Genomic DNA, 15,030 nt, shown 5'->3' with positions numbered 1-15,030 from the left:
CAATATAGAATCGATAAACACTCCCCATTTGGGTTACTTAGCGCGCCAGCCCAGCTAACACAAAGTGGACAAAATCCAAGAAAAAGCCCGTCACAATATTGTTTTTAGCCGAAGATTTAGGCAAGCTTTGCTTAGATTTATCAAACATAAAAATATAATAAATCATGCAGATAAAACAACTTACCCAAGCCAGTGGCTCATTGTGGCAAAGTGCTATGGCAATATACTGCCAAGTATTTCCCGACTGGGAACGTGAGCCAATAGCCGAGCTACAACAAGCCATCGATAGCGCTAGCTCGCGCTGTATTGTGCTTTGTGATGATAACCAAGTATACGGCGTATCAATTACCGAGCTTTACCCCCAGCAAGGATTTGCGTTGCTTGGCTACTTATTCATTGCCCCAAGTCATCAAGGCCAAGGCCTAGGTAAGCTGCTATGCGACGAACTGTTTCAATTTATTGAGCAGCAAACAACACACATTTTATTGTTAGTTGAAGCTGAAACAGGGCCGGCCAAGTTTTATCAAAAACTTGGCTTTAACGCCTTTGATATCGATTATTTATCACCGCATTATGATGACATGGGCTCTGCACCAATGGCACTGATGTATCACGTCCAAAGCCACAGCTCAGCCCCTTCTCCAAGCCAGATATGGCAAATGGTAGAACATATTTTTATAAATAGTTATTACTTAACCTCCACGGATCCGAGACTCAAACAGCAGCGAAACCACATACTCTCCAAGGAAGACTCATGACACTTGATAGAGACACACAGCAGCAATCTATTCTTGAACAGTTTTTTCAATACATTCGCGCTGAAGATTTTGAGCAAGGTTTCCACTGGGCCAAAAAGAATTTACAACAGCGCCAATCTGCGGCATTCGCACTCGTTAATCAGTTTGAGCAGCAAGCGGTTATCGGTGCGAAACAGCTTGAAACGCTTCCCGCTGCAGAAACACTATTAGTCTTTTGTGCCTGTTATAGCTATGCCCGCCACGAAGTAGAAGAAAGTAATTGGTACCTGCACGCCGAAACCTTGGTTCGCTCCAGTATTACCGCCCTTGAGGTGCTGCCAAATTGCGGTATCACTAAAGTCCTGCAGCAGTTTGCCGCCATTCAAATTGATATTTGTTACATTGACCGTGGAATTTACACCAGCCAAGACTGGTTAATGTCTGATGCTGCAAACAATATCGAAACTCACCTAGCTGCTGCGCAAGCTATCACTCATCAGTTTAACGAATTTGAACGACAGTTTTACGCTGAGCACCTGAATGCTGAATTTGCTGCCTACCAGCACTTTAACGACGGGGTTAGTATCATTGCCGAGCTTTACGCAATACGCTGGGGAGAACCCGCGCTATTAACCGCTCAAATGGCTGAACTAAGACCTAAGTTTTTACAGGCAGTGAGCGCATTAACCGCTGATGACAAATACATTATGTCTACAGATCTTGAAGCATTATGGCCACCGTTAACCTTCTTCAGTGAAAACAGGCAAACAGGATCTGGTGAGCTTTATGTAGAGCGAGGCTCAATCAGCATCTCTTACTTTGCCAACGTCAATCACCTGATTACTCGAGAGCTAAGACAAACCTTAAGCAATATTGTTGCTAGTCCACCAGCTGTGCATCCACTGTATTTAGCAGACTGGGGCGCCGAGTCGCCACAAAGTAACATGCTCAACGATATTTGGGCTGGCATAGCCAAAGACTTTGAAGATATCTATTCATGGCAACTACCGGGGCTGAGCATGCCGTTTCGTAATAGAAACGCTAACAATAAGCAGCTTAATTTTGACGTTGAATTGATTTATTACCCTATGGGCATTTTTGCGCTTAATCTTAAAGCTCCGCTAGACGATACCAGCGCCAGTGGCGTGCGTCATGCAATGTCTTTAGGTACGCCCTTTGCTATGGATCAAGACATGCGCTGGCATGATCAACAGGTGGGACTGTTAGAGGACTTTGCTCAGCAAAGATTTAGTGAACTTGCCAGGTTGTTGAACTCGCACTACCCGCATTACCAGCAAGAAGTTGAAGACCTATTAATTTTTAATCCTTCTGAAAATCGCTTTGTTTCAACCTTGCTAGATAGAGTCGTTGAGAGAATTGATGGGCGCGATCATTCTGTTACTGCAAAATCCTTAAAATCACACTTTGCCTACCCGGCCTTCGTACTGCCACAGCGCGAGCTTCGCAGCGCGGTTGATGACTGGTGTCTGCGCACCGTTACCAGCGAACAACATAACCTTAATCGTGATTGCTATAACCACGATGAGTTTGTATTTACCAATCACCATGAGTGTGTTTTAGGGCTATTACAACAGCCAAACTGGGTGCTAGAGCAGTCAGCAGAGATGATGGAAGTTGCTGCGGCGGTAAACAATCTATTTCATTTAACCAATAAACTGCTCGATAAACAGTTAAAGATTAACTTAGAGCAAGCGGTGCCTAGCCTAAAAGATAAGGATATTTCCGCAGCTAAATTAAGATCCCATGTCAAAAAGCTCACCGATGAAGGTGACTGTTTAAAGCAATTTACTAACGATGCTCATTGGCTATTAGACCTAATTAGCGCTGGCAGCATGATGACCTTTCCCGATCATACTCGAATGATCCAAAAGGTATTCCACTATATGGATTTCGAGAAGTTACACACTCGCACCCAAGAAACCTTAGACAAAATCCAATACCGCCAAAAAGAGATCATTGCCGAAACCGCTAAGCTTTATGACAAGCTGCGCACCCGCAACAGTAAGCGCTTTACCCGGATCCTTTCAGGCTCAATGGCGCTAATATCTATCGGTGCACTAAAGGATATTTTCGATATTCTCAATGGCAGTAAAATGGGCTTTGAGATCTCAGGGCCCTTGCAGGTCAGTATTGTCACATTCTTCGGTATGCTGTTAATTATATTGCTTATCAACAAGAATGAAGGCGACAAGTAGCTAATAAGTAAAGGCGAGCCGCTATATCGTTAGCGGCCGTTTGTTGAGCTAATAATGGTGAGCTAATCATTAAGTTGTGAGGCGTTTAAACCACAAGGTGAGGGGCACAGACCCAAACTTGCGTTAATTTGCTGATCACCTAAGGCTCTGTCTTTTAGCTTATTAAGATCACCTTTAAGCTCCCCTTGAGCTAAACGAGTCGGCACTATAGGTTGCCATTGCCCTGTGCTGTCTTGCTCGGCAAACACAAACTTAAAGGCTAAGTTGCCAAACATACCTAAACGTAAATCAGACACCACTAACTGCTTACCCTGCTGATCAAATCGAACAAAACCATGGGTAAAGGTTTTTAATGCCTGTAAGTGCTCAGGCTCTGCTGGCAACGGCCAACTACCACGCCTTTGTGCAATAAACTCAACCTCTTGCTCGGCATCCAACACAGATGCAAGCCCCTCCCAATAACGTTCGCCATCAAGTACCACTATACGCCAAAGCAAGGTATTAAAAGGTGTAGGCGTAATAAACACCGCCTCAGCATTAATCCCCAAGGCATCGAGGCTTGCTACAGCGCGTTGCTCTATATATGCCTTGGCCGCTAAACTCCAGCCAAGATACAGCGATGAAACACATAGGGCGATAGCACAATATCGACTCAATGCCGCTTTTCGCGCCAGACCAACTGCAATCGCTATCAATAACGGCACAGTATACAAAGGATCAATAATAAACACGCTCGACAAGGAGAAGTAGCCCGCTATTGGCCACAATAATTGGGTGCCATAACTGGTGAAATTGTCGAGCAATGGATGGGTAATTAGGCAAGCAGCAATAAGCAACCACAGCCTTGAAAAAGACCAGTTAGCAACAGGTTTAACCCGTTCGATTAATCCAGCCAGTAACAGGGAAAACGGCAATAAAATTAGTAAGGAGTGGGAAAAACCACGATGCTTTACGGTATTACTAATATCATCACCGTAATCAATAAATACATCTAAATCCGGCAAAGTGCCGAGCAACGCACCAGCGAGCAATACTTTACCATTACAGCGTTTACCAGCTATCGCACCAGCAACTGTGGCGCCAAGCGCCGCTTGCGTAATTGAATCCACAACATATCTCTTGTTAGTAGGCTTATATATTCACTGCAGACTATCAGCAACTATTTGGCTGATTACTTTACTTGAGTGCTAAAACGGTAACGAATACTGGCTGTATCTGTCAATTTAGCCGCATTAAAATCATCTAAACCATGTAGTTTAATTAAGGCTCTTAAGTTATCGACATACGCTTCACCACGAGTTGAATAATGGGTTAATGCTTGCACTAACTCTTCACCATTTAACTTATCTTGGGCGCGTAATTGTTTGCGTAGCAATCTTAACTCTTGATAGGCTAACGTTGTGTTAAGGTTATGCATATAGCTGGCAGTGCTTTGGTATAAATTAGCAAATGCAGCGACTTTTACCCGTCCGCCTGGCGTTGTTAAATACTCACCACCACTGGCAGATAAGTGCTCGCCGTACAAATTATTTCCCGCAACCGCAAAATAGCTACTGCCCCACCCGCTTTCATCAATGGCCTGTGCGAGTACCATACCGCTAGGCACAATATCGAGCTGTAACAATAAATCGTCTATTCGAGTTGATTTAACCACATAGCTATCAAACAAACCTTGTAACCAGTCCTGCTCAGCTGCAGACCACTGTGATTTAGGCTTTTGTGCAAGTTTAATCACTTGGGACCTGACGGTAAGTATTTGCTGATTAACTGCCTTAATAGTGGGTAATAGCAAGCGAATAAACAGTGAAATTTTTTGTTGTACGGGTAAGTCATTTAGATTCGCGGGCAAGTTTTCAACAAAATAAGGTGGCAACTGACGTGAATTAATAACCGATTCTAGCTGATAGTTTTTTTGATTAAACTCAGTCATTAAGGCTTGAGCATTGTTAAGCTCAATCACAGCACCTTGTGGGTATGTTTTTATCAGCTGTAGCGGCGGCAGAGGTAACTGCTGAGCCAAGGGTGCATTAGCAGTTAATGTTTGCTGAGTACTGGCAATGACAGCAGGGGAAACAACTAAAATAATACTGGCGATAATTTTGGCTAAAGACATTAAGCCCCTCTACTGAATCTGGTGAGATTTGATATCAAGCAATATATCAGCAAGACAATATTAACGACTACGGCAATCATGATTTATACCAGCCATTATAAAAACACTGCATAGACTGACACCAACAAAAAAGGCCGCAATAGCGGCCTTTTCAGTTAAGCATGTTATTACTTATAAAAAGCTTCAACAGTGCCTTTTACAGTAATCATCAGCGGTTGACCACGACGGTCTAGTGCTTTGTGAGATGGCACTTTAACCCAACCTTCGCTGATGCAGTATTCTTCAACATCAAAACGCTCTTTACCGTTCACTTTAATACCGATATCGAACTCGAAAATAGCCTCTACATGGTGTGGGCTACGTGGATTAACTGAAAGACGATCTGGTAAAGCTGGTTGTGCTGTAGTGTCAGACATAATTCTGGCCTATAGTAAAAATTGCTGTAAATAAAAAGTGCGCTATTGTAGGCAATACACGGGCTTTGCTCAAGCGAAGAAATGCTCAAAGCAAGATTAAAAACATCCGCTATCGACTCGTTATAACTACATTCATAGCTCAATGTGCGCCAGTTATCAAACTGAGTATAGTGAGCTGAGTTTACTAGCTAATGAGTAGTATCAATTGCTATTATTGGAGTTTACTAATAAACAATGTTCAACCAATAAATCATCTATCGCATCTTATGGATAATTACCTCGAAAAATATGCCGCTGCCACGCAAACTCTGTGCAGCTCATTTATGCAGCAAAATGCCTATATTTCTCCTTTAGTTGCTGAAGATATTACAGCACTTAAGGCCATTGGAATGGATCCAGATATTTGGCGGTTTGCACGGTTTCCCAAAGATACTACCGACGCCTTTGACAGCTATTTTGACAGAGTGCTGAGTGATAGCGACTGCTTATTGTTCACGGTCAAGTGCGGCGCAAGCCATAATGTGATTGGTTTTACACGCCTCAAGAATATCAATGTTACTGAGAAACGTGCAGAAATAGGTACTTGGCTCACAGGTCAATATCAAGGTAAAGGACTCAACCGTTTTATCAAGCAACAGCTATTAAGTGTTGCCTTTGAGGTCTTACAACTCGACGAAGTCTATTGTTATGTGAGCGAAGATAACCAACCATCGATTAAGAGCCTGCTAAAGTTTGGTTTTGAAATGGATGTTAACAAACAACGTTTCTCGCCCACTCGCAAGTCGACTGCAGAGATCCCGCAGCACTATATATTTATCACTGCTGCAAACTTTACCTCTGCTCACTAGACTCGCTGTTAACTAAAAAGCTGCCTGTAATAAATAGCCGCTATGTTCTAGCGGCTTAATCTCTCGCTCTACATTCAACCCGCACATCCATAACAGCTGATAAGACTTGAGCTATAACGATAAACGCCAAAAGCAAAACGTGATGCCTGTAGCACTGTTTGCTAGTTTGGTTAGCATTATTAATAAACAGCTGAATTTTATCTATAAACGGTTGACTTGTTTTTAGTGAGTCATTAATATCCGCCCCCAGCAAAAAACGGCCCGCTGCGGCATATCCTATCTTTGTTTTTTGCTTTACATCAGCTGATCTCGGTCAGTTGTTTCTCTATTTTTATAAAGTGAGAGACAACCATTTTTGAGAACAGCATGACCAGCCAAACCACAACAATAAACAGCAACTCTAGCACATCAATTTCTAGCTCTTGGAAAAACAAAGCGATCCTTAGTGTTGCCTTTTTAATGGCAATGACCTCCGTTGGTCCAGGCTTTTTAACCCAAACTGCGGTATTCACTAATATCTACAAAATAGATATGGCGTTTCCTGTTTTTGCCTCTATGTTTATCACCTTTGCAATTGTGATGAACCTATGGCGTATCGTTGGTGTATCAGGCCTACGCATTCAAGACATTGCCAACAAAATTGCCCCTGGCGCTGGTTACTTCATTGGTATTTTGCTTGCCCTTGGCGCTGTGGCTTTTAACTTTGGTAACGTCAGTGGAGCAGCGCTGGGGCTAAATGTGCTCACCGGTGTCGATACCACATGGGGAGCGCTATTCACAGGCGTTGTCGGTTGTTTATTGTTTGTTTTACATAACGCTTCAAAGCGTATGGATCAGATGGCGCGCTATTTGGGCCTATTTATGATTATCCTAATCGCTTATGTTGCTATGACTAGCCTACCGCCAATGGGAGAAACCTTAACGGCAGCAGTGATGCCTGCAGACATTGGCAGCTTAATCTTACCAACTCTTACTATCGTGGGCGGTGCTGTAGGTGGTTACTACACTGGCGCGCAAAGACTGGTTGATATTGGCCTACAAGGTAAAGACAACATAGGCGCGATTAAAACAGCTGCATGGGCTGGAATATCAATCGCAGTAATTATTCGCATTTTGCTGTTTTTAGCTGTGTTTGGCGTTATTGCCGCTGGTGGTGTTTTAGATACAAGCAACCCTGCTGCCGATGCATTCAAGCAAGGTGCAGGTGATTTAGGTTACTTCATTTTTGGTCTAGTGTTATTTGTTGCCTCAATTACCTCTGTGGTGGGTAATTCTTATATGGCAGTCTCTTTGGTTAAAACCTTATTTCCGGTCATTGAACGCCAAGAAAAAGCCTGCTGTATTGGCTTTATCGTTATTACCAGTGCAGGTACGGTATTAATGGATATGCCAATTTTACTATTGATGTTGGCAGGTCTGATTAACAGCTTAATTTTGCCTATCGTACTGGCGTTTATGCTTGCCGCCACTCGCCGCAAAGACATTGTTGGTGACTACAAGCACCCTGTATACCTATCAATTATGGGTGTGCTAATTGTGATTGGTATGGGCGTAGCAAGCTTTGGCAACGTTGGAAACTTTATCGCCAAGTTTATGGGAAGCTAGCAAGTTGAACTAGGTTCAAGTTTCATCTTTGTTTGTTAAGAGTCACAGCATCAGAATCGCTAAAACTCGCCATTCTGGAACGTTTTTGGCTGCCTACTTCTGCGTTGATTAGCTTTGATAAGGGAATAACCATTATTGCAGCTATTCGCGTTGAATTAGTTTGCCAAAAATCGTTCTGAGTTGATCAAATTCTTATACTGATTGGTATTACATCCTCACCGCGCCAACCTAAAATGCCCCCGCTTTTCTGCAATTTTAAATTCCAAGCGACTTCAAGCCATTATTTGCCAATCTCAACTAACTGTCTTTTTAACCTACGAGTAGATAACTGTTCAAACTAAGTTATCCACTAAAGTCCTAACTACAAATACAGCATTCACCTGTATTGTTCTCTTCATTCACGCTAGAATGCGCAACAATTTTAAAACCAACACTTAACATTACGTTCTTTGCAAGCTCTGTTGAAGTCCTGATGTATAGGTTGAACATTCCTCTATGCCGCAAGGAGCCTAGTCGTCACATGAAAGTCAGTCACTTAATATTAGCCATATTATCCTGGGGGTTGGCAACGCCAGCCTTTGCCAGTGAGGCCGGATTAGATCTAACCCAATCTGGCGTAGGCTATGCAGCATTAATTATATTCTTTCTGGCTTACTGCTTGGTGATGGGAGAAGAGTATTTACAGCTGCGTAAATCGAAACCTGTACTGTTAGCAGCCGGCATTATCTGGCTCATGATAGGCTTTGCATACCAGCAACAAGGCCAGATAGAAGTCGCTAAACAAGCTTTAGAGCATAACTTGCTAGAGTATTCAGAGCTATTACTGTTCTTGTTAGTCGCAATGACTTATATCAGCGCGATGGAAGAACGTCGCCTATTTGATAGTTTGCAAGCTTGGATGGTCAGTAAAGGTTTTAATTTTCGAACCCTGTTTTGGCTAACGGGTTTTCTCTCTTTTGTGATCTCCCCTATCGCGGACAATCTTACTACCGCCCTGCTAATGTGCGCCGTGGTAATGAAAGTCGGCGGTGATAATTTAAAATTTATTAATATCGCCTGTATTAATATCGTTGTTGCAGCCAATGCAGGTGGCGCATTTAGCCCATTTGGCGATATCACTACCCTAATGGTGTGGCAAGCAGGCCTAGTAAGCTTTATTGAGTTTAGTGATCTGCTTATTCCATCGCTGGTTAACTACATTATTCCTGCGGTTATCATGTCGTTCTTTGTACCAAAAACTAAACCTAATTGCGCCAATGAAAAGGTTGAGCTTAAACGCGGTGCCAAGCGCATTGTTGCGCTGTTTATTTTCACTATCGCAACCGCGGTTAGCTTCCACGCATTAGTTCACTTCCCACCGGTTATCGGCATGATGATGGGCTTAGGCTATTTGCAGTTCTTTGGCTTCTACCTACGTAAAACTCTGCCACGCTCACTTGAGAAAAAGAAAGCCGTTGCTATGGCCAATAAAGATGAAGCGGCACTTAAACGCTTAGGCTCAGTGGTTCCATTTGACGTATTTAAGCGTGTATCACACGCAGAGTGGGACACCTTATTGTTTTTCTACGGCGTAGTAATGTGTGTTGGCGGCTTAAGTTTATTGGGTTACTTAGGCATGGTGTCAGATGTAATGTACAACCAGTGGGACCCAGTCTGGGCCAATGTGATGGTCGGCATACTCTCGGCCATTGTCGATAATATTCCAGTGATGTTTGCAGTATTAACCATGCAACCAGAACTCAGCCTAGGTAACTGGCTGCTAGTGACCTTAACCGCAGGAGTGGGCGGCAGTATGTTATCTATCGGTTCAGCCGCAGGTGTGGCACTTATGGGCGCAGCTCACGGTAAATACACCTTCTTTGGCCATCTCAAATGGATGCCAGTTATTGCCCTTGGTTATGCCGCAAGTATTGCTTGCCACCTATGGCTTAATGGTCACCTGTTCTAAGCGTTAAGACTAAAATGATATAAACATAAGCTCGGCCTAAGCCGAGCTTTTTCCTGCTATTAGATAAAAATTAACGCGTTAGATAGCAGTGCACAAACTCGGTAATCGCCACTAAATCTGCAACCGCAATATACTCATCTGTGGTGTGTACTTTAGCCATACCTGTCGACAAGTTAACTGTCTTTAAGCCATTGGCGTTGAAGATATTAGCGTCTGAGCCACCACCAGTAGATTTAGTCATTGCATCAATGCCGATTGCGGCAAATGTCGCTTTAACTTCTAGCACATGTGCATCGTCATCCAAGATTTGATAAGCATTGTAAGAGCGAGTAGAGTCAATCTCAACGCTAGCACCGTGTGCTGCAGCCGCAGTTTCAAAAGTCGAAACCATATGCTCAACTTGCTTGGCTAACTTATCATCATTAAGTGAGCGAGCTTCTGCCTCAATATACAGCTCAGGCATCACAATGTTGGTCGCCTGACCACCTTGTACCACACCAATGTTAGCAGTAGTTTCAGCATCGATTCGACTAAGTTGCATCTTGCTTATCGCATCAGCAGCAACGGTTAAAGCATTAACGCCAGCTTCTGGCTCTAATCCCGCATGAGCAGGTTTGCCTTTAATGGTGACTTTTAAGCTCTGCTGACCCGGCGCAGTCGTGATAATAGTGCCAATAGGGCCGCCAGAATCGAGTACAATAGCTTGGCTTGACTCAATCTTACTGATGTCGAAATTTTTAGCGCCGTGCATGCCGCGCTCTTCATACACAGTAAACGCCACTTCAAGGGTTTTATGGGCTTTACCGCTCTCTTGAATACTACGCACCGCTTCCATTACCGCTGCAATACCAGATTTGTCATCGCCGCCTAATATGGTATCGCCTTTTGAGCGGATAATACCGTCTTCAATTACAGGCTCAATGCCAATCCCTGGGGTTACCGTGTCCATATGGCTACTGAAAGCAATACTGTCATCAAGCTCGCCTTGTAACTTGGCGTAAATATTAAAGCCATTGGTGATCCCACCGGGAACTGCCAGCTTTGTCACTTCAAAGCCTAACTGACCAAGCTGCTCTGTGAGCGCTTCTGCTACCGCTTTTTCATTGCCTGATTCGCTGTCGATTTTGACCAGTGAGATAAAATGTTCAACGAGTCTTTGTTGATTGATATTTGTCATCTGAATTCTTTTTAACGAAATGATGTCGAATCATAAACCCAACTCATCGCCAAGATCGCTGGTGTATATCAAAGAAATGCTCGAATAACGGATTTTATGATTTAGAACCTATTTGCTCTTTTAATTTGCCCAACTTCATCACTTGTTGGCTCTTTTATTTGAGAAAAGTTAGCTTTACAGCGGATCCGTCTACTATCCTGTTGATTTATCGCTGCGCTACATAGAAAATAACCAAGTGTTAGAGCAGTTTATTCAATCGTATCGATATAGGAGTTCAGTGAGATGATGACAAAGTGGGCAACACGTTTTTTACAGATGGCTGAGCTCGTTGCATCTTGGAGTAAAGATCCATCAACCCAAGTGGGTGCAGTGATCACTGAAAACAACCGCATAGTTTCTTTGGGTTTTAATGGCTATCCCCATGGCGTATCTGATAGCGCCGAAACCGATAATCGAGAGATGAAATTACTTAAAACGCTGCACGCTGAAGAAAATGCCATTCTTTACGCTAAGCGCGATTTAAGTGGCTGTGAGATCTGGGTTACCCACTTCCCTTGCCCTAACTGCGCTGCCAAAATCATTCAAACTGGTTTAAGTACAGTGCATAGCCCAATGCCAAGCGAAGGCTTTCAATCACGCTGGGGCGATAAGATAAAGATCAGCGAAGATATGTTTGCCCAAGCAGGCGTAAAAGTCGATTGGATGACTGCTGACTAACCGCTATCACTAGCAAAAAAGCAAAAGGATACCTATTGGTGTCCTTTTGTTTACTATCTCAATTAAACATATCAATCAACAGCCTTAAGATAGCAGTAAGCTAAACCTAAAATGCTTGTAGGAACATGATAATGAGTGAATACTTTTTTGCCGTTGAGAACATGAATATTCCGTTTTATGACTTTCCGGATGAGTTCTCAGACGCAGTCCCTACCAATATATTTACTCACCCGGCAGAGCCTGTACCGTTAATCGTAAAATTTACTGGTGACGATGTACATCAACTCGCAGATATCTTTTTAGTACCAGGGCTGAGCATTAAGCAGCCCTTATTCCAACAACTAAAACTTAACGATATCTACGGCACCAATTGGGTTCAGATAAAATTGTTTGATCAAGGCGAGCATATTTATCAGATGCTACAATTTGAAAACGAGATAAAAGCTATCGAGCGCCAACAAAGTGAATTCGACTTTTATGATGAGTTCAATGGCGGTGAGTTTATTTCAGGAATGAACAAGTTAGTATTAAATCAAAATCTGTTAAAACAAATACCACTGCAACAACGACTTATTTTTCGTGATATCGGCTGGAAGGATAAATTGTTTTTCCATAAAAGTATTGTCGACGCAATTATGCAGCACCAACCAAAGGGAATAGAGTTTATTGCAGCTGATGGCTATAACGAATTTGGCTAACCCTATCTGTCACCAGTTCTTTATTCTGCAACAAAAAAGCCCCGTTAATAACAGGGCTTGCTGCTTTGAGACAAACGATTAATTAAAACTGCGCTTTAACCCAAACCATGCGGTGGTCTGAAGATATATCTTTGCCAGTACCATATTTACCAATGCGATCGTCATTAAATAGCTTGCGACCTTCTTCATAAGTTGCTTGCCAGTAAACACCTGAATCGACAATGTTTAGCGATGCTGAAGGAATCGCGTGGTCAGCAGTAATACCACCACTTCCGAACTCTGCTGTAATACGATTCGGGTATGGATGATTAGGGCTACCTTCTACAGCATACTCCGCAGCACCATAACTTGTTGGGTACAAGTTGCCGTTAGTCACGTTTTGATTAACTACAGGGTCAGCATGCAACGCAGCCATCACTCCTGTTAGGCCGTCACCTGCACCTGTTGCCGCATCAAGGTTTTGATCGCCAACAATAACAAAGTGTGCACCCTCTGTAAGCGCGCCAGTTTTGCCTGAGTCATCGTAAAATTCTTGTGCATTGGTCACATAGCGGTGCCAGAACTCAACTTCAGCAGCATTCTGCACCAAGTTTTTACCGGTATCAAATACTGGTGGTGTTGGGTGAGACATTAAGATGTGAATAGTTTCAGTACCATCCTTAGTCGGTACCAAGATAGGTGCGTCAACGTGGTTTTTAGAAGAAAGTGTCATCTCCTCCCACTCTGCTGCCGTATACCACTCTTCACCACATGTCATACCATCAGGAATAGGGTTCTTTGGATCTTCACAATTAGTGATTGTAGGGATCGTAGCACCTTCAAGATCTTTCCACTTAAAGTCTTGGAAAGTACGGGTGTTCTTAGTATCAATTTCATACTTAGACATTAATGCAAAAGCATATTGACCGTGGTACTTACCAAAGCCCCAAGAATCATTAGCATAATTGAAAGAATTAACATCTTCCTTTTTTGCTACATAGCCGTCATTGTTCAAATCAAAGCCACTTAAGCGGCCAGTGTTAGTGCCATAGCTTTCAGCGAATGGGTATTCGATTGGTTCTAGGTTAGCTTCACCGCCAGCACCATCAAGACTTTGTGCAACTGACAGGTAGTTTGTTTGGAAGCCTTTAAGTGCTGTTAAATCTTCACCAGTACCATCGTTGTTGTATTCACCCATCATTAATACGTCTGGGCGAGTCTTTTGGATAATCGCTGCTACGTTACGGATTTGAATCACTTTTTCAGCTGTTGTTTTATCTGCTGATGCCATTGCATCTTTATCTGCAAGGTAAGCCTCAACTAACGTAGCTTGCTGTGCAGAAGTCAGTGCCATTTCAGCAACTAAGTCTTCAAATGTATTACGATCGAAAGATAGATTGTAAGTAGCAATTTTAACTTCAGTATGGTCTACATACTTTACATCGTCATCATTACAACCGGTAAGAAGTGCAACACCAACAGCCAAAGCTGCAGCAGTTTTTAGTAGTTTCATATATGACCCATCTTTTAATTATTTATTATATTTAGCTCAATTGATTTGAGCTTAAAGCGGAGTCTATACAGGCGTATAAGAAAAGAAAGCGCTGTCATGCCTTTTTGTGACCATCGACATAAATGGTTACAACTCACAACCAAGATCAAACAAGTTCAAACAAATTTATAACAACCAAGGAGTTAGATAGACAATCTACGTTTTGGGTTATTTAGTGTTCACAAATGGTTAAGTTTCAGTACAGCATACTGTCTTTATATTAATTGTCAGATTAGGATGATTTAAGTAGAGGCAACAAATGATGCAACCAATCAAAACACCAGCAAAAGCACTAACCACTATTGCTTTGACATTGCTTATCTCTACTAGCAATGTATACGCCTCAGCAAATACCGCGGTTACCGCAAACTTGGTAAAATCAAAAGCTGATGGCAACCTACTTATCTGTCAATATCAAACCGTCTCTGGTAGCCACTTTCAAGTATTTGATAAACTTTTAGACAATGAGTATGCATGCCCAAGCAACATGTTAGTGGCTCCAGAACCGCTGCTAAGCAGTGCCGAAATCGCTCAACTTAAGCAAAGCCAAAAGCGTTAATAGTTGGATATAGACTTGCCAAATATTGCGAGAAAATAACGCTCTAGGTTAACGCCAACAAGTCATAATCAGCCGCAACAGCATTAGCAACGGCAAGCAGTCTTGCTTTAATTGCCTGCTCGATACCAATGCCGTCTTTAACTAAATCGTCAACAGCAATAAAAGCTGTTGTCGTGAGGCGGCTTTGCTCAAAGTAATAAGCATACCCCGGCTCAACCACCCAACTATTTAGACTCCCAGCTCTCTCAGCACTGTAAGCAGCCTCTTGCAAACTAGTAGCTAATGTCTCATCTAGACTTCTCACCAAGGTAAAATTGAACGCTAAGATACACGCTTCATTGCCATACCAATCAGCTTTTAGCGCCTGAAAGTTAAGCCATAACTCAAGCTCTGCAAGGAGCGGTTTAAGTGACTTTGAAAAATTACCATCCGCTGTAATCGTAATAGGAAATTCTTGCTGCATAT

General features: G+C 42.7%; 14 protein-coding genes. 8 read left to right on the top strand and 6 right to left on the bottom strand.

The window, feature by feature from the left end; translation table 11 throughout:
• The first annotated feature begins 164 nt into the window (after positions 1 to 164).
• Complete coding sequence (locus tag MSG37_RS06775; RefSeq protein ID WP_248469821.1) at positions 165 to 758, top strand: GNAT family N-acetyltransferase; 594 nt, start codon at positions 165 to 167, stop codon at positions 756 to 758.
• On the top strand, positions 755 to 2,953 hold the full coding sequence (locus tag MSG37_RS06770; protein ID WP_248469820.1) for a hypothetical protein: 2,199 nt from the start codon (positions 755 to 757) through the stop codon (positions 2,951 to 2,953). The genes MSG37_RS06775 and MSG37_RS06770 overlap by 4 nt, the downstream gene beginning before the upstream one ends.
• 62 nt (positions 2,954 to 3,015) lie before the next feature.
• On the opposite strand, the gene MSG37_RS06765 is transcribed toward MSG37_RS06770, so the two are convergent.
• The 3 genes from MSG37_RS06765 to MSG37_RS06755 all read right to left on the bottom strand — a co-directional run bounded on the left by MSG37_RS06765 (position 3,016) and on the right by MSG37_RS06755 (position 5,482).
• Positions 3,016 to 4,062: a metal-dependent hydrolase gene (locus MSG37_RS06765; RefSeq protein ID WP_248469819.1), complete on the bottom strand. Its 1,047-nt coding sequence runs from the start codon at positions 4,060 to 4,062 to the stop codon at positions 3,016 to 3,018.
• Between the two features lie 62 nt (positions 4,063 to 4,124).
• Positions 4,125 to 5,066, bottom strand: coding sequence for a glucosaminidase domain-containing protein (locus MSG37_RS06760; protein WP_248469818.1), 942 nt, complete (start codon positions 5,064 to 5,066; stop codon positions 4,125 to 4,127).
• A 167-nt stretch (positions 5,067 to 5,233) separates the two neighbouring features.
• Positions 5,234 to 5,482 carry a DUF3297 family protein gene (locus tag MSG37_RS06755; RefSeq protein WP_248469817.1) on the bottom strand — a complete coding sequence of 83 codons (249 nt, stop codon included), beginning with the start codon at positions 5,480 to 5,482 and terminating at the stop codon, positions 5,234 to 5,236.
• A gap of 266 nt (positions 5,483 to 5,748) precedes the next feature.
• Here MSG37_RS06755 and MSG37_RS06750 point away from each other — a divergent pair, with 266 nt between their 5' ends.
• From MSG37_RS06750 to nhaD, 3 genes are all read left to right on the top strand, one after another.
• A complete protein-coding gene (locus MSG37_RS06750; RefSeq protein ID WP_248469816.1) occupies positions 5,749 to 6,330 on the top strand; it encodes a GNAT family N-acetyltransferase in 582 nt (193 codons plus the stop codon).
• Positions 6,331 to 6,696: 366 nt separating this feature from the next.
• The gene (locus MSG37_RS06745) at positions 6,697 to 7,935 is read left to right on the top strand and encodes an NRAMP family divalent metal transporter (RefSeq protein WP_248469815.1); all 1,239 of its coding nucleotides are present in this window, start codon (positions 6,697 to 6,699) and stop codon (positions 7,933 to 7,935) included.
• Between the two features lie 520 nt (positions 7,936 to 8,455).
• Positions 8,456 to 9,883 carry a sodium:proton antiporter NhaD gene (nhaD, locus tag MSG37_RS06740; RefSeq protein WP_248469814.1) on the top strand — a complete coding sequence of 476 codons (1,428 nt, stop codon included), beginning with the start codon at positions 8,456 to 8,458 and terminating at the stop codon, positions 9,881 to 9,883.
• Between the two features lie 70 nt (positions 9,884 to 9,953).
• Here the strand turns inward: nhaD and MSG37_RS06735 are convergent, their stop codons facing one another.
• The gene (locus MSG37_RS06735) at positions 9,954 to 11,060 is read right to left on the bottom strand and encodes a M20/M25/M40 family metallo-hydrolase (protein ID WP_248469813.1); all 1,107 of its coding nucleotides are present in this window, start codon (positions 11,058 to 11,060) and stop codon (positions 9,954 to 9,956) included.
• Between the two features lie 282 nt (positions 11,061 to 11,342).
• Between MSG37_RS06735 and MSG37_RS06730 the strand changes: the two genes are divergently transcribed.
• Positions 11,343 to 11,777 (top strand): cytidine/deoxycytidylate deaminase family protein, encoded by a 435-nt coding sequence (locus MSG37_RS06730; protein ID WP_248469812.1) that lies wholly within the window; start codon positions 11,343 to 11,345, stop codon positions 11,775 to 11,777.
• A 131-nt stretch (positions 11,778 to 11,908) separates the two neighbouring features.
• A complete protein-coding gene (locus MSG37_RS06725) occupies positions 11,909 to 12,475 on the top strand; it encodes a hypothetical protein (RefSeq protein ID WP_248469811.1) in 567 nt (188 codons plus the stop codon).
• A gap of 82 nt (positions 12,476 to 12,557) precedes the next feature.
• Here the strand turns inward: MSG37_RS06725 and MSG37_RS06720 are convergent, their stop codons facing one another.
• Entirely contained in the window at positions 12,558 to 13,967 is a 1,410-nt protein-coding gene (locus MSG37_RS06720) for an endonuclease/exonuclease/phosphatase family protein (RefSeq protein WP_248469810.1), read from the bottom strand.
• Positions 13,968 to 14,265: 298 nt separating this feature from the next.
• Here MSG37_RS06720 and MSG37_RS06715 point away from each other — a divergent pair, with 298 nt between their 5' ends.
• The gene (locus MSG37_RS06715) at positions 14,266 to 14,565 is read left to right on the top strand and encodes a hypothetical protein (RefSeq protein ID WP_248469809.1); all 300 of its coding nucleotides are present in this window, start codon (positions 14,266 to 14,268) and stop codon (positions 14,563 to 14,565) included.
• Between the two features lie 43 nt (positions 14,566 to 14,608).
• Here the strand turns inward: MSG37_RS06715 and MSG37_RS06710 are convergent, their stop codons facing one another.
• Entirely contained in the window at positions 14,609 to 15,028 is a 420-nt protein-coding gene (locus MSG37_RS06710; protein WP_248469808.1) for a hypothetical protein, read from the bottom strand.
• Positions 15,029 to 15,030 lie beyond the last annotated feature (2 nt).

The sequence above is a fragment of the Shewanella sp. 1CM18E genome (genome assembly GCF_023161665.1).
Taxonomy (GTDB): domain Bacteria; phylum Pseudomonadota; class Gammaproteobacteria; order Enterobacterales; family Shewanellaceae; genus Shewanella.
The sequence above is the reverse complement of the archived record's forward strand: the minus strand, read 5'-3'. Positions and strand labels throughout refer to the sequence as shown.

Excerpts from the sequence above, each read along its gene's own strand:
- MSG37_RS06775 (WP_248469821.1), top strand. The coding sequence starts at position 165 with ATGCAGATAAAACAACTTACCCAAGCCAGTGGCTCATTGTGGCAAAGT.
- MSG37_RS06770 (WP_248469820.1), top strand. The coding sequence starts at position 755 with ATGACACTTGATAGAGACACACAGCAGCAATCTATTCTTGAACAGTTT.
- MSG37_RS06760 (WP_248469818.1), bottom strand. The coding sequence starts at position 5,066 with ATGTCTTTAGCCAAAATTATCGCCAGTATTATTTTAGTTGTTTCCCCT.
- MSG37_RS06755 (WP_248469817.1), bottom strand. The coding sequence starts at position 5,482 with ATGTCTGACACTACAGCACAACCAGCTTTACCAGATCGTCTTTCAGTT.
- MSG37_RS06750 (WP_248469816.1), top strand. The coding sequence starts at position 5,749 with ATGGATAATTACCTCGAAAAATATGCCGCTGCCACGCAAACTCTGTGC.
- MSG37_RS06745 (WP_248469815.1), top strand. The coding sequence starts at position 6,697 with ATGACCAGCCAAACCACAACAATAAACAGCAACTCTAGCACATCAATT.
- nhaD (WP_248469814.1), top strand. The coding sequence starts at position 8,456 with ATGAAAGTCAGTCACTTAATATTAGCCATATTATCCTGGGGGTTGGCA.
- MSG37_RS06735 (WP_248469813.1), bottom strand. The coding sequence starts at position 11,060 with ATGACAAATATCAATCAACAAAGACTCGTTGAACATTTTATCTCACTG.
- MSG37_RS06730 (WP_248469812.1), top strand. The coding sequence starts at position 11,343 with ATGATGACAAAGTGGGCAACACGTTTTTTACAGATGGCTGAGCTCGTT.
- MSG37_RS06725 (WP_248469811.1), top strand. The coding sequence starts at position 11,909 with ATGAGTGAATACTTTTTTGCCGTTGAGAACATGAATATTCCGTTTTAT.
- MSG37_RS06720 (WP_248469810.1), bottom strand. The coding sequence starts at position 13,967 with ATGAAACTACTAAAAACTGCTGCAGCTTTGGCTGTTGGTGTTGCACTT.
- MSG37_RS06715 (WP_248469809.1), top strand. The coding sequence starts at position 14,266 with ATGATGCAACCAATCAAAACACCAGCAAAAGCACTAACCACTATTGCT.
- MSG37_RS06710 (WP_248469808.1), bottom strand. The coding sequence starts at position 15,028 with ATGCAGCAAGAATTTCCTATTACGATTACAGCGGATGGTAATTTTTCA.